Source organism: Fusobacterium sp. (genome assembly GCF_029258315.1).
Lineage (GTDB): Bacteria > Fusobacteriota > Fusobacteriia > Fusobacteriales > Fusobacteriaceae > Fusobacterium_B.
On record NZ_JARHZE010000004.1, the window covers coordinates 1 to 17,292 of the forward strand.

At 27.6% G+C, this 17,292-nt stretch carries 19 protein-coding genes; 11 read left to right on the forward strand and 8 right to left on the reverse strand.

Annotation, left to right across the window (positions count from 1 at the left end; genetic code table 11):
* Window positions 1-9: 9 nt before the first annotated feature.
* The 3 genes from Q1J48_RS00170 (at window position 10) to Q1J48_RS00180 (ending at window position 3,178) form a co-directional block, all read left to right on the forward strand.
* Complete coding sequence (locus Q1J48_RS00170; RefSeq protein WP_300360521.1) at window positions 10-744, forward strand: fimbria/pilus periplasmic chaperone; 735 nt, start codon at window positions 10-12, stop codon at window positions 742-744.
* A gap of 136 nt (window positions 745-880) precedes the next feature.
* Entirely contained in the window at window positions 881-2,593 is a 1,713-nt protein-coding gene (locus Q1J48_RS00175) for an ABC transporter ATP-binding protein (protein ID WP_300360523.1), read from the forward strand.
* A 36-nt stretch (window positions 2,594-2,629) separates the two neighbouring features.
* Entirely contained in the window at window positions 2,630-3,178 is a 549-nt protein-coding gene (locus tag Q1J48_RS00180) for a flavodoxin family protein (RefSeq protein ID WP_300328676.1), read from the forward strand.
* Between the two features lie 73 nt (window positions 3,179-3,251).
* On the opposite strand, the gene Q1J48_RS00185 is transcribed toward Q1J48_RS00180, so the two are convergent.
* The 8 genes from Q1J48_RS00185 to Q1J48_RS00220 all read right to left on the reverse strand — a co-directional run bounded on the left by Q1J48_RS00185 (window position 3,252) and on the right by Q1J48_RS00220 (window position 10,656).
* Window positions 3,252-3,989, reverse strand: coding sequence for a basic amino acid ABC transporter substrate-binding protein (locus tag Q1J48_RS00185; protein WP_300360525.1), 738 nt, complete (start codon window positions 3,987-3,989; stop codon window positions 3,252-3,254).
* Between the two features lie 19 nt (window positions 3,990-4,008).
* Entirely contained in the window at window positions 4,009-5,187 is a 1,179-nt protein-coding gene (locus Q1J48_RS00190; protein WP_300360527.1) for a M20 family metallopeptidase, read from the reverse strand.
* Window positions 5,188-5,435: 248 nt separating this feature from the next.
* Window positions 5,436-6,089 (reverse strand): chloramphenicol acetyltransferase, encoded by a 654-nt coding sequence (locus Q1J48_RS00195; RefSeq protein WP_300360528.1) that lies wholly within the window; start codon window positions 6,087-6,089, stop codon window positions 5,436-5,438.
* Between the two features lie 16 nt (window positions 6,090-6,105).
* The gene (locus tag Q1J48_RS00200; RefSeq protein WP_300360529.1) at window positions 6,106-7,731 is read right to left on the reverse strand and encodes an Rqc2 family fibronectin-binding protein; all 1,626 of its coding nucleotides are present in this window, start codon (window positions 7,729-7,731) and stop codon (window positions 6,106-6,108) included.
* Window positions 7,731-8,408 (reverse strand): MarR family winged helix-turn-helix transcriptional regulator, encoded by a 678-nt coding sequence (locus Q1J48_RS00205; protein ID WP_300328689.1) that lies wholly within the window; start codon window positions 8,406-8,408, stop codon window positions 7,731-7,733. Before Q1J48_RS00205 ends, Q1J48_RS00200 begins: the two co-directional genes overlap by 1 nt.
* Entirely contained in the window at window positions 8,409-9,053 is a 645-nt protein-coding gene (gene rpe / locus Q1J48_RS00210; RefSeq protein ID WP_300328727.1) for a ribulose-phosphate 3-epimerase, read from the reverse strand.
* The gene (rsgA, locus tag Q1J48_RS00215) at window positions 9,037-9,915 is read right to left on the reverse strand and encodes a ribosome small subunit-dependent GTPase A (protein WP_300360536.1); all 879 of its coding nucleotides are present in this window, start codon (window positions 9,913-9,915) and stop codon (window positions 9,037-9,039) included. Before rsgA ends, rpe begins: the two co-directional genes overlap by 17 nt.
* A 33-nt stretch (window positions 9,916-9,948) precedes the next feature.
* Window positions 9,949-10,656 carry a PASTA domain-containing protein gene (locus Q1J48_RS00220; RefSeq protein WP_300360530.1) on the reverse strand — a complete coding sequence of 236 codons (708 nt, stop codon included), beginning with the start codon at window positions 10,654-10,656 and terminating at the stop codon, window positions 9,949-9,951.
* A gap of 195 nt (window positions 10,657-10,851) precedes the next feature.
* Here Q1J48_RS00220 and hpt point away from each other — a divergent pair, with 195 nt between their 5' ends.
* From hpt to Q1J48_RS00260, 8 genes are all read left to right on the forward strand, one after another.
* The gene (gene hpt / locus Q1J48_RS00225; protein WP_300328694.1) at window positions 10,852-11,385 is read left to right on the forward strand and encodes a hypoxanthine phosphoribosyltransferase; all 534 of its coding nucleotides are present in this window, start codon (window positions 10,852-10,854) and stop codon (window positions 11,383-11,385) included.
* Between the two features lie 4 nt (window positions 11,386-11,389).
* On the forward strand, window positions 11,390-12,187 hold the full coding sequence (rsmA, locus tag Q1J48_RS00230) for a 16S rRNA (adenine(1518)-N(6)/adenine(1519)-N(6))-dimethyltransferase RsmA (protein WP_300328697.1): 798 nt from the start codon (window positions 11,390-11,392) through the stop codon (window positions 12,185-12,187).
* A gap of 11 nt (window positions 12,188-12,198) precedes the next feature.
* Entirely contained in the window at window positions 12,199-12,438 is a 240-nt protein-coding gene (locus tag Q1J48_RS00235) for a DUF4911 domain-containing protein (RefSeq protein WP_300328700.1), read from the forward strand.
* Window positions 12,439-12,455: 17 nt separating this feature from the next.
* Entirely contained in the window at window positions 12,456-12,695 is a 240-nt protein-coding gene (locus Q1J48_RS00240; protein WP_177160492.1) for a KH domain-containing protein, read from the forward strand.
* A gap of 7 nt (window positions 12,696-12,702) precedes the next feature.
* A complete protein-coding gene (gene rimM, locus Q1J48_RS00245) occupies window positions 12,703-13,221 on the forward strand; it encodes a ribosome maturation factor RimM (protein ID WP_300328705.1) in 519 nt (172 codons plus the stop codon).
* Between the two features lie 23 nt (window positions 13,222-13,244).
* Window positions 13,245-13,970 (forward strand): tRNA (guanosine(37)-N1)-methyltransferase TrmD, encoded by a 726-nt coding sequence (gene trmD, locus Q1J48_RS00250; protein WP_300328708.1) that lies wholly within the window; start codon window positions 13,245-13,247, stop codon window positions 13,968-13,970.
* Between the two features lie 20 nt (window positions 13,971-13,990).
* Entirely contained in the window at window positions 13,991-14,554 is a 564-nt protein-coding gene (locus Q1J48_RS00255; protein WP_300360532.1) for an RNA methyltransferase, read from the forward strand.
* A 14-nt stretch (window positions 14,555-14,568) separates the two neighbouring features.
* Window positions 14,569-17,292 (forward strand): exonuclease domain-containing protein (locus Q1J48_RS00260; RefSeq protein WP_300360534.1); only part of this gene is annotated, 2,724 nt, incomplete at its 3' end.

Below are 17,292 nucleotides of genomic sequence, written 5' to 3' on the forward strand. Positions count from 1 at the left end.
GGAGAAAATATGAAAAAGATAATTATTTTAATAAACTTTGTAATAATTTCATTGGTAAGTTACTCTTTAAATTTTTCTGTAGTTCCAACTAGATTTGAGGTAGAATTAGGAAAAATTACAACAAATGAGGTTTATATTATAAATAATACAACAGAACCTATGAGATTAGAGGCCTATGTAGAATCTGATAAAAAATTTGGTGAAAATTATAATCTAAATGAAGACATAGTAATTTTCCCTAAAAAAATATTTGTAAAACCAGGAGCAAGACAGACAGTTAGATTTAGAGTTAAACCAAATTCCGAATATTCAAATGGTGAGTATAAAAGTTATATAACTTTTAAAGAAGTTCCATATGACTTAAAAAGTGAGATAAAAACAGTAAAGAGAATGAGTGGAGCCAATGTAAGTGTATTAACAGAGATTGGAATACCAGTTTATGGTTATAAGGGAGATCAGATAGTAGAGGCAAATATTGAAAAATTAGATGTTAAAAGAATGAAGAAAAGTATTTCAGTTGATATTTTAGTAGAATCAAAAGGAAATTCATCATTAAAACTATTTTATGAGTTAGTTTCAGTAGGTTTAAATGAAAATAATAAAGGAAAAATAGGAATGTCTTCAAGAGAGGGAAAAGTAAAAATATCAGCAGGGATTCCTATTCCTGAAAAACTTTTAAATAAAAAAATAAAATTGATAATAAAAGATCAAAATAATAAAGTTTACTATGATAAAATAATTTAATATACAATAAAAATTGCTAAAGAGAGTGGTCTTTAGCTTTTTTTATTATAGAATATTAAACTAAATAGAAAATAAAAATTTAATAAAATTGATAAAATGTGGTATAATATAAAGATTAAAAATTTGGGAGGAAGAAATGATAAAAAGATTTATAAGTTATTATAAACCACATAAAAAAATATTTACATTAGATATGTTGGCTTCATTTTTAATAGCATGTTTAGGGATGTTTTATCCTATTTCAACAAGGATAATGCTTAATAAATTTATTCCAGAAAAAAATTATGATATGATATATATTTTAGGGGGAATACTTTTTATTACATATGTTGTAAGAATGTTATTAAGATATTTCGTTCAATATTATGGGCATATTATGGGTGTAAAAATGCAAGCTCAGATGAGAAAAGAGATGTTTAAAAAAATACAATCTCTACCTTATTCCTATTATGATAACCACGAAACAGGAAAAATTATGTCAAGAATGACAAATGATTTAATGGATATGAGTGAGTTGGCTCATCATGCTCCAGAAAACTTTTTTATTTTTGGAATAATGATAGTAGGATCTTTTATTTATCTGATGACAATAGAGAAAAGTTTAACTTTAATTATATTTGCTTGTGTTCCAGTAATGATAATTGTTTCAGCTACTTTTAAAAATAGAATGAGAGAAGCATTTATGGAAAGTAGAAAAAATATAGCTGTAATAAATGCCTCTTTAGAAAGTAGTATTTCAGGGATAAGAGTAACAAAAGCTTTTAATAATTCAAAAATTGAAGAGGGAAAATTTGATATTGGAAATAATGCTTTTGTAGAATCAAGAAGAAAAGCGTACAAAGCTATGGGACAATTTTTCTCATCTACAACTTTTATAACTGATGTTTTTAATGTTATAGTTCTTATAGCTGGCGGAATATTTTTATTTAAAAATAAGATAAATGCAGGGGACTATGCAGCTTTTATTATTTCAGTTAATCTATTTATAAATCCGCTTACAAAAGTGATAGATTTTACAGAACAATATCAAAATGGAGTTACAGGATTTAAAAGATTTTTAGAAATCATAGATGAAAATCCAGAAGAGGATTCTAAGAATGCAAAAAATATAGCTAATATAAAAGGGGAAATAGAATTTAATAATGTAAGTTTCTCATATGTTAAAGAGAAGCAAATTTTAAAAGATATATCTTTTAAAATACCAGCTGGAAAGAAAGTAGCTCTTGTGGGACCAAGTGGAGAGGGAAAAACTACAATATGTCACTTAATACCAAATTTCTATAAAATTTCATCAGGAGAGATAAAAATAGACGGAATTAATATAGATGATATTACTTTGGAGTCTTTAAGAAATAATATTGGAATAGTTCAGCAAGATGTTTATCTTTTTGGTGGAAGTATAAAAGAAAATATTTTATACGGAAAACCAGATGCAAGTGATGAAGAGATATTTGAAGCGGCCAAAAAAGCAAATATTCACGATTATATTATGAGTTTAGAAAATGGATATGATACAGAGATAGGAGAGAGAGGGGTAAAACTTTCTGGAGGACAGAAACAAAGATTATCCATTGCAAGAGTTTTCCTAAAAAATCCGACTATTTTAATTTTAGATGAGGCAACAAGTGCTTTAGATAATACAACTGAGATTTTTATTCAAAAAGAATTGGAAGAACTTTCAAAGGGAAGAACAACTTTAGTTGTAGCTCATAGATTATCAACAATAAAAAATGCTGATGAAATTTTTGTTATTCAAGATGGGAATATAAAAGAGAAAGGAAATCACCAAGAACTTTTAGAAGCAAAAGGAATCTATTACAAACTTTATTCAAGTATGTTTAATAATTAAAAGGGTAGATAAACTAACGTTTCAAAGGAGGAAGATATGAAAGTTTTATTATTAAATGGAAGTCCAAGAGTAGGAGGAAATACTGAAACAGCTTTAAAAGCAGTTGAAGAGGGATTTAAGTTAAATACCAAAGATGAAGTGGAAGTGTTAAATGTAAGAGAGTATGAGATAGCTGGATGTAAGGGTTGTGATTATTGTAGAACTACAGAGGATGGAAGTTGTATAACTAAAGATGATGGAATAATGATAGCTGGAAAAGTATTAGATGCTGATGTAGTTATTTTTGCATCACCAGTTTATTGGTGGGGAATATCTTCTCAATTAAAGACAGCTATTGATAGAATTTATATGAAAGGTCCTTTCTTAACAATAAAATCTAAAAAAATAGGAGTTATTGCGATTGGTGGAGCTACTTTAGATGATCCAGAGTATGAAATAATAGGAAAACAATTTGAATGTATAGCAGAATATTTAAATTGGAAATTAGTTGGGGAAAAATATATTTCAGCATCAGAGAAAAAAGATTTAAGTAAAGATATAGAAAGTGTAAATCAACTTAAAGAATTTTATAAAAAATTTATCTAAAAAAATAAAAATTGAGGCAGAATTAAAATTCTAAAAGGAAGTAAATTTTGCCTCAATTTTTTATAAATTAGAATTATTTATTTAATTTTTTTTCTGGGAAATATTTAACTAATATTTTTTCATAAGTTCCATTTGCAACAATAGCATCAAAGGCTTTATTAATATCATCAGCTAATTTTTTATTTCCTTTTTTAACAGCTATTGATTCTCCCGGAGTATCATTGAAAATAGTATCAGTTACTTTAACTCCTTTGATATTTTTTAAATAATTTTCAGCAACTTGAGCATCCACAACAACAGCATTTATTTTATTTTGTTTTAAAGCCATTAAAGCTCCAGTAAAAGAATCATAACGAACTATGTTAGCACCAAGTTTTTTAGAAACTTCTTCTTGTTTAGTTCCTAGTTGAACCCCAACAGTTTTTCCATCTAGATTTTCTTTTTTGACAATAACAGTTTCATTTTCATTTACAACAACAGCATCTCCAGTTTGGAAATTTAAATAAGGTTTAGAGAAATCAACTGCTTTTAATCTTTCTTCAGTAGGTCCCATTCCAGCAATAACAGCATCTATTTTACCCATTTGTAAAGCAGGTAAAAGTCCATCAAAGCTCATATTATTCCATTTAACAGTGTAACCTAATTCTTCAGCAATAGCTTCCATAAGTTCAATATCAAACCCTACGATTTTGTCCCCCTCTAAATACTCATAAGGTTTAAATTCAGCATTTGTTCCCACATAAAGTTTCTTAGCTCCAAAACTAGAAACAAATAAAACCATTGATAAAAGTAAAACTAATAATTTTTTCATAATTTCCTCCTTAAAATTTTTATATTAAAGTTTTTTTCATTTCATTAAATTCTTTTTTTATTTCTTCTAAAAGAGATTTGTCCTCTAAAATATTTTTTCCAGTCATCACAAGGGCAAATATAGCTTCTTTCATTCCCTCATAAGCTTTTTTGGAAATAGAGGATTTTGCAAATTCAATACTATGTCCTATTAATTCATCTTCAGATATTGGAAAATAAGTATGGATAGTTGGACAGTGATGACTTACATCTCCACAATCACTTGATCCAGTAGGACTAGCTAATGGAATATTTTTTATTCCTTGAACTTCTAAGTTTTTAGTATAAATTTCTGATAGTTTTTCATTTGTAACAAGATGTTTAAAAGTATATTCATAATTTTCTACTTCTAAAGTTGTACCAGTGGCAAGAGCTGCTCCTTTAGCACAATTTTTTACTTTTTCACTTAATTTAAGCATCTCTTTAGTAGTTGCTTCTCTCACATAAAAGTTAGCAACTGCTAAATCAGGAATAATATTTGCAGCCTGTCCACCGTTAGAAATTATTCCATGTATTCTAGAGGTATCTTTAATCTGTTGTCTTAAAGCATTAATACTATTAAATAATTGAATGACAGCATCCAAAGCATTGATTCCATTATACGGATCTCCAGCAGCATGAGCTGTTTTACCCTTAAAAGTAAATTGAAGAGCTTCCATAGCTTGAGTGGTACTGCTTCTTTCGTGATTTTTTCCAGTTGGATGAGAAAGCATAGCCACATCTAAAGAATCAAAACATCCAGCATCAGCCATATCAACTTTAGCTCCAAAAGTTTCTTCAGCAGGAGTTCCATAGACAAGAACCTCTCCACCAAACTCATCTACAAATTCTTTTAAAAGAATACCAGCTCCAATACTAGTAGTTCCTAGAATATTATGTCCACAGCCGTGTCCAATCTCAGGTAAGGCATCATACTCGGCAAGGTAACCTATTTTTGGACCAAATTTTTTAGAACTATACTTTGCAAGATAAGCAGTTTCAATTCCAATATAATTATCTTCCACTTCAAATCCATATTTTTTCAAAATATCTTTATGAGCTTTACAAGCTTTAAACTCTTTTCTCCCTAATTCAGGATTAGCATAAATATATTCATTTAAATTTTTTAAATCCTCAAATATTAAATTAAATTTTTCTTCTAAATTTTTTAAAATCTCCATTATTTTTCATCCCCCTTGAAAAAATTGTATAAAAAAAACCAGTCTAGTCTTTTTTAAACTAAAACTGGTTTAAATTTTATTTTTGTACAACAAAAAGAAATTTATACTATCTTAATTTATAAAAAGACAAAATAAACATTTTAAATTTATATTTAGTTGTCTTTTCCTTGATAGCATCATTTCAATTCCTCCATAAATTTTATTTTGTACATTGTATAAAATACTTTCTCTTTTGTCAAGAAAAATTTTTATTTTTCTATCCAAGTTTCAATCTTATTAATAATTTCTTGAATATCATTGATTAATTTACAAGTATGATATCCATCAGCAACAGCATGATTTATAAATATAGAGATTGGGACAAAAGTTTTTTTATGTTTTTCAAAATATTTTCCAAAGGTGATAACAGGAAACAACATTTTAGATTCAGTATAGGTATCATCAGCACAACTTGTAAAACTTAACCAAGGTAAACAAGAGATAGGGCAGAAATTTTTTCCTCTTCCTGACTTAGCTTTAATTCCTTTTACATCTTTATATTTTTCAATATCTTCAATTACATTTTTATAAAAGATTTTAAAATTTTCATCATATTCACTCCAAATATCTGAAAAAGTTTTATCATCTCTATGAAATATTGTATAAGAGGGAACCACATAATCCCAATAACCAAGATTTCCCTCATTATCATAGTCCGTTCTAAACTCTTTATTTTGATTAACCCCTTTTATAATACAGAAAAGCATAGTCGGAAAAAATTTTAGATTTTTTTCTTTGATTTTCTCTAAAAGTAAAGTTATATCTAATTCAGCAGTCAGACTATAATTTGTTTTTACAAGATTAGTATAATAATTAAAGTGCTCTTTTCTTTCCCAAGTTTCAAAATCTATTTTATTAAACATTGTTATCCCTTCCTTTTTAAATTTCTTCAGGTGTAATAACTATTATTGAATTAAAAATATTATAAGTTACAAAACCAAGAGGTGCTCCCTTAGGTTTATTTAAATTTTTCTTTTGAGTGTAATCGACAGTAACTTTTTCCTTTGCGTGAGCTTTAGAATAATATGCTGAAAGAGTAGCTATTTTTTCTATAAACTCTGGACTGTCTTCGAAGTCATCTTTTTTTACAATAAAGTGAGAACCTGGAAGATCTTTTATATGGAACCATATATCTTCTTTTCTAGCAAATTTAAAAGTTAAGTAATCATTTTCTTTGTTGTTTCTACCAAAATAAATAGTCTTTCCATTTATTTCAATAGTTCCATAAGGAAGTTCAACAATCTTTTTCTTACCTTTTTTAGTATTTTTTCTTTTTATATATTTCTCTTCAATAAGTTCATTTTCTATATTTTTTAACTCATCAGTTGTTTTACTTTTTTCAATGAAAGATAGGACACTATCTAAATAGAAAATTTTATTTTCAAATTCTTCCAATCTTTTTTTAGATATTTCAAGTCCTCTTTTCATCTTTGAAGATTTTTTATATATCTTTTCAAGATTTGATTGAGGAGAAAGTAAAGGATCAAGACTTATATCTATATAACAATTATTATAAAAGTCATAGGCATTAACAATCTTATCTCCTCTTTTTATATTGTATAAAACAGAGGCTAAAACATCTCCTAGTTCTTTAAATTTATTATAATCCTTCATTATTTCAATATCTTTTTTTATATTTTTTATAATTTTTTCAGATTTTTTTATCTCTTTTTCAACTGTTCCAGTAAGTTGAATCTTTAAAAGATTAAAAGTATTTGAAAGAGATTTTAACTTTATATAAGTATTTATCATTTCTCCAAAACTATTAAATTCAGATAAAGAATCATACTCTTTTGGTTTTATTCTTAAAACAGTAGCAAGAATAGGAGTTTTATCTTTGAAATAAATTTTTGGAGAGATTTTTTCACTTAAAATTTCTTGTAAATCTTCGAAAGAATTTATTTCATTTTTTAATAATTTTCCTATTCCTTCAAGGGAATCAATGATACCATCATTAATTAAAATAGTATCAAAATCATCTTTTTTTATTTCAAAAGGATTTAATTTTTTAGTAACAACAGGTTGAGTATACTCTTCCCCATTGAATAAAGTACGAAGAGAATTATCCTCAATAGATTTTTTCTTTAAAACTGAAATAATTTTATTTGAACCATCAGTTAAGATTATATTAGAATATTTTCCCATTATTTCAAAATAAATAAAATTATTTTGAACTTGTCCAAGTTCATTTATTTTTGAAAAAGAAAATCTTAAAATTCTATCCAGTCCAAGTTGATCGATTTTAACAAGGGCAGAATTTACAATATATTTCCTTACCATCAAAAGAAAATGAGAACTTTCTTCTAAAAGATTTTCTTCCTTATCTTCATTTATATAACAAAGTGGCATTGACGGATTGCAAGAAAAAAATAGAGGTTTTTTTCCAAAATGAAGTGTTAAAGAAAGGGAAGAATTTTGAAAAATCTTCCCAACTTTTTTGTTTAATAAATTTTCTTCTATCTCTATTTTTATTTTAGATAAGGAAACTCCATCTAAATAAAACATTAATCCTCAGCCTTAACAACAATTATATTTTTAGCATCTAATACATTTACCTCTAAGATAGTTCCGTCCTCTTTCTTAAGAGCTACATTATTAGAATCTTTTCCTGGTAAAACCTCGATAGTGCTGTAATGAGCAATACCTCTATCTAAGAAATAATCTTGGATAATAGGTGTACCTTTGATTTCAGCAACAGACACACGACTATTTACAGGGAATTCAGTTATAGGAAGTGGTTTTAAAAACTCAGTTTTATTTCTTAAATTTGCTAAAAGTTTATTAAAAGTTTTTAAGAATGTTTCAACTTCCTCTTCAGTAAGTTTTTCAGTTATAGATAAAGTTATCATTTTATGATAATTATTATGATAATCTAGTGCTTGTATCCCTTTTTTAGAAAGAGAAACATAAACTTTTCTTCTATCAGCATTAGAACGAACTCTTGAAACAAATCCTTTCTCTCCAAGTTTTGTAATGGCAACAGTAGCAGTTCCCATAGTGATATCAAGTCTATCTGATAACTCATTCATAGTAAGAGAATCTTCACCAATAGCTTCAATAATATGTAATTCTGTATGTGTTAAACATTTTATTCCATTTTTTAAAGCCATATCTTCTGATTCATAAAATAATTTATAAAATTTTTCAAAGACATCGTTTAATTCATCAACATATTTTGCCATTTAGTCCTCCTTTTTAAGGCTAGCAATTCTTTCTTTATAATCTCCACCAAATACATAAGAACCTGCTACAAATACGTTAGCACCAGCTTCGATACATTTAGTTATAGTTTTATCATTTATTCCACCATCTACTTCAATATCAACATTAGCGTTCATTTTTCTAATCTCTTTTATTTTTTCAACAGAGCTTTCAATAAATGATTGTCCACCAAATCCAGGGTTAACACTCATAACAAGGACTAAATCTAGATCATCAATTATATATCTTAAAGCTTCATGTGAAGTAGAAGGATTTAAAGAAACTCCAGCTTTTACTCCATAAGATTTTATTTGTTGTATAACTCTGTGAAGATGGATAGTTGATTCTGCATGAACTACTATTAGATCAGCTCCAGCTTTTACAAAATCTTCGATATATCTTTCTGGATTATTTATCATTAAGTGTACATCAAAAACTAGATCAGTTTTTTTTCTGATAGCTTTAATAACAGGAGGTCCAAAAGTTATATTAGGAACAAACATTCCGTCCATAACATCAATATGTACCCAGTCAGCTCCAGCTTTGTCTATACTAACTACTTCTTCCCCCAATCTACTAAAGTCTGCTGACAAAATAGAAGGAGCTATTTTAATATTTTTCATAATTATTCCACCTTTCAATTTTTAGTTTTTCATAGACTTTTTTATAAAAGTCATATCTTATTTTAGAAATTTTTTCTTTTTCTACTAAATCTTTTATTAAACAACCAGGTTCACTGATATGATGACAATTTAAAAATTTACAATGTTCTCCCTCGTTTATATAAAACTCTTTAAAAAGGGAGATTAATTCAGCAAAATCTTTTATAGGAGGAAGTTCAATAGAAGAAAATCCAGGAGTATCAATAACATATCCTCCACAGATTGAAGGGATAAATTTAGAATCTCTAGTAGTATGTTTACCAGCTCTTAATCTTTTACTAGTTTCACCGACAACTAATTTTTCTTCATTTTGAAGGAGATTTAAAATACTAGATTTTCCAACCCCACTTGGTCCTCCAAATGCCACAGTTTTTCCAGTTATAAAATTTATAACATCCTGTACTCCAATATCTTTATAAGTTGAAACAAAAAATAATGGAATATCAATTTTTTCTAAATAACTTAATTTTTCTTTTAAAGAAGAGATCTCCTCTTCAGTCAAAAGATCTATCTTATTAATTATTACAATAGGATCTATTTTATAGTAAATGCTATTAAGTATCAAAGTATTTAACCTATCTAAATCAACATCTGGATCTTTTCCAGCAAATTGAATAACTAAATAATCTATATTGGAAACCAAAGGTCTATTTATCATATTTTTTCTAGGATAAACTTCTACAATAGAATTGTCTTCAGAGATCTCTACAATATCCCCAACCACACAATTATCTTTTTTATCCTTTCTTTTTAATATACCTCTAAGTTTACACTCATAAACTTCATTACCACTTTTTACATAGTAAAATCCTTGGATTTTATTTATAACATTTCCCTTAATAATATCATCTCCTAATAATTATTCTGTAATAGTAAGATTTACACTAGAACCAGCAGAAATATGACTGTTAACTCCAACACTAAGATCAACAATAATATTTGGCTCCAATCCATCTATTTTTACTTTTTCTGTTTTTCCAATAAAGATTGAATTTTCTTTTAAAAGACGTTCAGCTTCCACTAAAGTATAACCAATTACATCGGGCACTTTAACGATTCTATTTTGAGAACGACCACTGACTAAAAGAGATATTCCATCTTTAATATTGACATTTTCACCTCTACCTGGATTAGTAGTAATTATACAGTTGTAAGAAAGAGGAGAATTTGTTCTTGAAATTCTATTTATTTTTATTCTTTTTTCCTCTAAAAGATTTTTAACAGAAAATAGTTGTTGTCCTTCAAATTCAGGAACTGTAAAATAATTTTCTCCCATACTAACCCAAACTTTTATGGTTCTACCTTTTTTTATTATATGTTTCTCCTTAGGCTCTTGCATAAAAATTTGTCCCTCTGGGTAAGATGAAAAATCTTTTCCAGCAACTTGAATTTTTATAATATTTTTGCTCGTCAAACTTTCTACTTCCTCTGGAGTTAGTCCAATTACATTTGGAGTGTAATAAAAATTTTTATTGAAATATGTGTCTAATGCCCAATATCCTAAAAAATATGTTGAAGCTAGTAAAGATATTGTACAACTAACTACAACTAACAGTTTTTTTTTCATCTATCCTCCCAAGAAAATAAAACATACTTATTATAAAATCATACCATAAACAAAATAAAATATCAATAAAGAAGATAAAAAAATAAAAATATTTGACCAAATATTTAGTGAAATAAAAATAATTTATTCTTGATAAAATATAGCGTAAATGTTAAAATATTCTGTGTAAAATTTGCAAATTTATAGGAGGATAGTATGAGTAATAAAATAGATACTTTAATATCTAAAGAAGAGTTAGCAGTTCGTGTTGCAGAGTTAGGAAAACAAATAGCAAAAGATTATGAAGGAAAAGATTTAGTTTGTGTAGGTCTTTTAAAAGGATCAGTAGTATTTATGGCAGACTTAATCAAAACTATTGATTTAGATTTAACAATAGACTTTATGAAAGTATCAAGTTATGGTGGAGGAACAGATTCAACAGGTGTTGTAAAAATATTAAAAGATGTTGACGAGGAAGTAACAGGAAAAGATGTTCTTTTAATAGAGGATATAGTTGATACAGGACTTACTATTGCCAATGTAAAAGAATTTATAGCTAAAAAAAGACCAAATTCAGTAAAAGTTTGTACATTATTAGATAAACCAAGCAGAAGAAAAGTAGATGTAAAGGCAGAATATTCAGGATTTGAAATTCCAGATGCATTTGTTATAGGATATGGACTTGACTATGCTGAGAAGTACAGAAATTTACCATTCGTTGGTGTTCTTACTTTAGATAAAAAGGATTAATGATATGTCGTTTAAACATAAGAAAAAATATGGACAAAATTTTTTAAATGACCAGACAAATGTTTTAGAAAAAATAATGGAAGTTTCTGGTGTATCTGAAAATGATGAAATTTTAGAGATTGGTCCAGGGGAAGGAGCTCTTACAGAGCTTCTTTTAGAAAAGGCCAAAAAAGTAAATTGTGTAGAGATTGATACTGATTTAGAAAAAATTCTTAGAAAAAAATTCGATAAAAATCCAAAATTTAATTTAAATATGGGAGATATTTTAGAAGCAGATCTTGAAAAAATTATTGGTGAGAATACAAAGGTTGTAGCAAATATACCTTATTATATAACGTCTCCTATTATAAATAAACTTATAGAGCATAGAGATAAAATAAATGAAGTTTATTTAATGGTACAAAAAGAGGTAGGAGAGAGAGTTTGTGCTTCTTCAGGAAAAGAGAGAAGTGTATTGACATTAGCTATTGAATATTTTGGTGAAGCTTCTTATCTTTTTACTATACCTAAGGAATTTTTTACTCCTGTACCAAAGATTGATTCAGGATTTATTGCTATTAAGTTTTATAAAGATAAAAGATATGAAAATCAAATAAATGAAGCTTTATTTTTCAAATATGTAAAAGCTGCTTTTTCAAATAAAAGAAAGAATATTGTGAATAACCTTTCTACTCTTGGTATAGGAAAGGATAAAATTCAAAATGTTTTAGAAAATATTGGAATATCTTTTAATGAGAGGGCTGAAAATCTTACTATTGAACAGTTTATTGAATTAGCTAAATTATTGGAAGAAAAACAATAGGAGGTTTTAAAATGGAAAGTTATGAATTTATTGTAAAAAGTAGAAGAGAGGATATAGATTTTATAAACAAAATAATAGAAGCTTATGAAGGGCTTGGAGTTGTTAGAACTACCAATGCTAAAGAGGGACTTCTTACAATAATAACTACAAGTAATTTTAAAGATGAATTAAGAGAGATTATTTTAGATTTAGGAAAAAATTATGTAGTGGCTGAAATCTTAGAAGAAGGAAGATGGAAAGGAAAGCTTTAATTTATTAGGAGGTAATTATGGAGAGATTAGAAAATCTTTTAAAATATATTTTAAAGGGATTGGTTGAAACTGAAGAAGCTATAAGAATAACTTACGAAGTTATTGATGATACAGTTATTTTTAAAGTAAATGTAGCTGAAGGTGAAATGGGAAGAGTAATCGGTAAAAATGGACTTACAGCAAATGCTATAAGAGGAGTTATGCAGGGAGCTGGAGTAAAAGACAAATTAAATGTTAATGTAGAATTTTTAGATTAGGTGAGTTATGGAAGAATTAGTTATAGTTGGAAAAATTACAGGGACTCATCATTTAAAAGGAGCTTTAAAAGCAAATATTAATATTGGTGATGAGGAAGATTTAGTTGGAGAAAAAGTCCTTGTTGAAAAACCAAATGGAGATAGAAATGTATTTACAGTGAGAAAAGTTTCTCCATTGGTAGGGGACAAAGTAATTATTGAATTTGAAGAGATTGAAAATAAAACTCAAGGAAATTTACTTCAAAATGCAGTTATAAAAGTAAATAGAATGGTTTTAGGATTAGAAGATGATGAATATTTGCTACAAGATTTATTAGGTATGGAAGTAATAACTCTTGAAGGAAAAAATATAGGAAAAGTTACAGAAGTTTTTGACACAGCTGCTCATGAAATATTAGTAGTGGAAACAGATGAAACTGAAGCAATGATTCCAAATATAGAGAATTTTATAAAAGATATAGATTTTGAGGCTAGAAAGATAACTGTTGATCTTTGGGAAGGGATGTTAGAGTCAAAATCTAAATAAAATAAATAATACGAGGTTTAAGATTGAAAATAAATATTTTAACTTTATTTCCAGAATTATTTCAAAGTTTTAAGACTCAAAGTATTATAGGAAGAGCAATAAAAAATAATCTTATAGAAGTTAATATAGTAAATATCAGAGACTTTTGTTATGACAAACATAAACAAGCTGATGATATTCCTTATGGTGGAGAAGGGGGAATGGTAATGAAACCAGAACCTCTTTTTCGTGCATTAGAAACAGTAAAAGGAAAAGTTATTTACACATCTCCACAGGGGATTACTTTTAATCAAAAAGTAGCTCTTGAATTAAAGGATGAGGAAGAGATAACAATAATAGCTGGACATTATGAAGGAATAGATGAGAGAGTTGTCGAAGAAAAAGTTGATATGGAAATTTCAATAGGAGATTTTGTTTTAACTGGGGGAGAACTTCCAGCTATGGTAATGGTAGATGCAATTTCAAGATTAATACCTGGAGTAATAACTAAAGCATCATATGAAAATGATTCATTTTTTAATGGACTTTTAGATTTCCCACAATATACAAGACCTGCTGAATACAATGGGCTAAAAGTACCAGATGTTTTAATTTCTGGAAATCATAAAAAAATAAGAGAGTGGAGAATAAAAGAGAGTCTTAAGAGAACATACTTAAGAAGACCAGATCTTTTAAAAACAAAAGAATTAGATAAGCAAGAAAAGAAACTTTTTAACGAGATGTTAAAAGAATTAAAAGAAAATAAATAAAATTTTTAGGAGATGACAAAGTGAGAGATAAGGTTTATTTAGGATTAGTTCACTATCCTGTATATAATAGAAATAAAGAAGTGGTTTGTACTTCTGTTACAAATTTTGATATTCACGATATTTCAAGAAGTTGCAGAACTTACAACATAAAGGAGTATGACTTAATAGTTCCTTTAGATGCTCAAAAACAACTTACAGAGAGAATAATTGGTTATTGGCAAGATGGAACAGGTGGAGAATACAACAAAGATAGAGAATCAGCTTTTGTAAATACAAGAGTAAAAGAATCTATTGAACAAGCTATAAAAGATATAGAAGAGAGAGAGGGGCAAAAACCTGTTATAATAACAACATCAGCTCACACTTTCCCAAACTCAATAAGCTACAATGGACTTTCAGAAAAAATATTTAATGATGATAGACCATATCTTTTCTTATTTGGAACTGGTTGGGGATTAATAAAAGAGGTTATGGATATGTCTGATTTCATACTAGAGCCAATCAGAGGAACTACAAAATATAACCATCTATCAGTAAGAGCAGCAGTTGCTATTATATTAGATAGAGTTTTTGGAGAAAATTAAGAAGAGGTTAAAAGATGAGCAGAAAGACTTTGGTAAAAACTAAGCCAGATTTTTTTCATAGCATAGGGGCTAAGAATTTATTGGTAAAAGAAATAATATATGAGGATTTATATAAAAAATTAAAAATAAATTGCCAGTTGAAAGATCCTACTTTTTTATGTGAACTAGATTTAGTATGTGAAGATTTACATAAAAAATTTGGAGAGAGTCTTTCTGTTGAATTTTCAATAGAGTATGAAAATCTTCAGATAACTCAAAAAATCTTAGTTGAGATAATAGAAAAAGCGATTGAAAAATTAAGAAGTAGAAATGCTGTTTCAAAATCTTTTTTATTTTTATATAGAGTAAAAATAGAGGAAAAAAATATAATTATAGAATTAAAAAATGAGATGGCAATAGAAACTTTATATGAATCAAAAATAAATTTAAAATTAGAGTCTATCTTATCAGAATATGGAATAAATGATTTTAAAATATCTTTTATTCCTGGAAATTTTGAAAAAGAGATAGAGGAGATAGAAAAAGAAAAAGAAAATACTATTATAACTTTAAGTCAAAAAATAGATGACGAAAACTCAAAAGTTTCTAAAATATCAAAAGAGGAAAATAATACTTCAAATGACAAAAAGTATAATGCAGTAGCATTTAAAAAAGTGAAGGATATAAAAGGAAGTTCAATATCAATAGATGAATTTGCAGATATTTTTGATAATGATATTTGTATTTTAGAGGGAGAGGTTTTTAGTTTTGAGAAGAGGGAGCTAAAAACAGGAAATCTATTGTATGTTATGAGGATAACAGATAATAAAAACTCTGTAACAACAAAAATGTTTGTAAAACCAGATGATAATTTAGAAGTAAAAGTGGGAGATTTTATAAAAGTCAGTGGAAAAAAACAAATAGACACTTTTAATGAAAATGAGGAAGTTTTAATAGTATCCTCTTTGAATAAAATAGAAAAAGAGAGAACTCAAAAGCAAGATATTTCAGAAGAAAAAATGGTGGAGTTGCACACTCATAGTAAGATGAGTGAGATGGTTGGGGTAACAGAGATAGGGGATCTTATAAAAAGGGCCAAATCTTATGGACAAACAAGTATGGCTATAACAGATTACTCAGTTGTTCATACCTTCCCATTTGCCTATAAGCAAACAAAAAAAGATGAAAACTTTAAGGTAATTTTAGGTTGTGAAATGTATATGGTTGATGATGAAAAGCCTATGATTACTAAAACGAAAGATACTTTGATAGAAGATGAAATATTTGTAGTTTTTGACTTGGAAACAACAGGTCTTAACTCTCATGAGCATGAGATAATAGAGATTGGTGCTATTAAAATGCAGGGAACAAGAATAATTGATAAGTTCTCAGAATTTGTAAAACCTAAGATGAGAGTATCTGAAAAGATAAAAAATCTTACAAATATTAATGATGGAATGTTGGAAAATGCTAGTCCAATAGAAGATGTCTTACCAAAGTTTATGGAATTTTCAAAAGATGCTACTATGGTTGCACATAATGCAAAATTTGATATGAGTTTCATAAGAAGAGATTGTAAAAAAATATTAGGTATAGATTACGAACCAGCAGTAATAGATACTTTACAAATGGCAAGAGATTTATTGCCAGAATATAAAAGTTACGGACTAGGACCTCTTACAAAAAAACTTGGTGTAGCTTTAGAAAGTCACCATAGAGCAGTTGATGACTCTCAGGCAACAGCAGGAATGTTTAAAATTTTCTTAGAAAAATATTTGGATAATGGAGCAAAAACTTTAGGGGATTTAAATACAACTTTTCCTTTAAATATCCAAAAGCAAGATACAATAAATATAATTGTTCTTGCAAAAAATCAGATAGGGTTAAAAAATATTTATAAATTAGTTTCCTTTGCACATAAAGATAACTTTGGAAATAAAAAAGCTCGTGTTAAAAAAAGTGAAGTTGAAAAATATAGAGATGGACTTATAATAGGAGCTTGTAACACAGTACATTTTATGAATAACGGAGAGCTTGCTCTAAATTATTTGGATTGGAATTTTAAAGATTTAGAAAAAGCCATAGATTTTTATGATTATGTGGAACTTTTACCAAAAGAAAATTATAATGAATTTATAGAATCAGATGGAACAAATAGAATAAGTTCATATAAAGCTATTGAAGAGATGAATAAATATCTTTACGAGGTAGCTAAAAATCATGGAAAACTTGTTACAGGAAGTTCAAATGTTCATTATCTTGAGAAAGAGGAAAAAGATATAAGAAGTATATTGTTATATGGTAGTGGAAATGTTTTCAATGAAAGACAATATACGATTGATAATGGATTTTATTTCAGAACAACTGACGAATTATTAAAAGAATTTTCTTATTTAGGAGAAGATGTAGCTCGTGAAATAGTTATAACAAATACAAATAAAATTTCTAATGAGATAGATAAAATACAACCAATACCTGATGGATTTTATCCACCAGAACTAGATAATGCAGAGAATATAGTTAGAGAGATGACTTATACAAGAGCTCATAAGATTTATGGAGATCCACTTCCTGAAATAGTTGAAGCTAGATTAGAGCGTGAATTAAAAGCCATAATAGGACATGGATTCTCAGTTTTATATCTATCAGCTCAAAAACTTGTAAAAAAATCTTTAGATAATGGATACTTGGTAGGATCTAGAGGATCAGTTGGTTCTTCACTGGTTGCTTTTATGATGGGGATAACAGAGGTTAATGCA

Coding starts and splice junctions, on each gene's coding strand:
- Q1J48_RS00170 (WP_300360521.1), top strand. CDS start 10: ATGAAAAAGATAATTATTTTAATAAACTTTGTAATAATTTCATTGGTA.
- Q1J48_RS00175 (WP_300360523.1), top strand. CDS start 881: ATGATAAAAAGATTTATAAGTTATTATAAACCACATAAAAAAATATTT.
- Q1J48_RS00180 (WP_300328676.1), top strand. CDS start 2,630: ATGAAAGTTTTATTATTAAATGGAAGTCCAAGAGTAGGAGGAAATACT.
- Q1J48_RS00185 (WP_300360525.1), bottom strand. CDS start 3,989: ATGAAAAAATTATTAGTTTTACTTTTATCAATGGTTTTATTTGTTTCT.
- Q1J48_RS00190 (WP_300360527.1), bottom strand. CDS start 5,187: ATGGAGATTTTAAAAAATTTAGAAGAAAAATTTAATTTAATATTTGAG.
- Q1J48_RS00195 (WP_300360528.1), bottom strand. CDS start 6,089: ATGTTTAATAAAATAGATTTTGAAACTTGGGAAAGAAAAGAGCACTTT.
- Q1J48_RS00200 (WP_300360529.1), bottom strand. CDS start 7,731: ATGTTTTATTTAGATGGAGTTTCCTTATCTAAAATAAAAATAGAGATA.
- Q1J48_RS00205 (WP_300328689.1), bottom strand. CDS start 8,408: ATGGCAAAATATGTTGATGAATTAAACGATGTCTTTGAAAAATTTTAT.
- Q1J48_RS00220 (WP_300360530.1), bottom strand. CDS start 10,656: ATGAAAAAAAAACTGTTAGTTGTAGTTAGTTGTACAATATCTTTACTA.
- hpt (WP_300328694.1), top strand. CDS start 10,852: ATGAGTAATAAAATAGATACTTTAATATCTAAAGAAGAGTTAGCAGTT.
- rsmA (WP_300328697.1), top strand. CDS start 11,390: ATGTCGTTTAAACATAAGAAAAAATATGGACAAAATTTTTTAAATGAC.
- Q1J48_RS00235 (WP_300328700.1), top strand. CDS start 12,199: ATGGAAAGTTATGAATTTATTGTAAAAAGTAGAAGAGAGGATATAGAT.
- Q1J48_RS00240 (WP_177160492.1), top strand. CDS start 12,456: ATGGAGAGATTAGAAAATCTTTTAAAATATATTTTAAAGGGATTGGTT.
- rimM (WP_300328705.1), top strand. CDS start 12,703: ATGGAAGAATTAGTTATAGTTGGAAAAATTACAGGGACTCATCATTTA.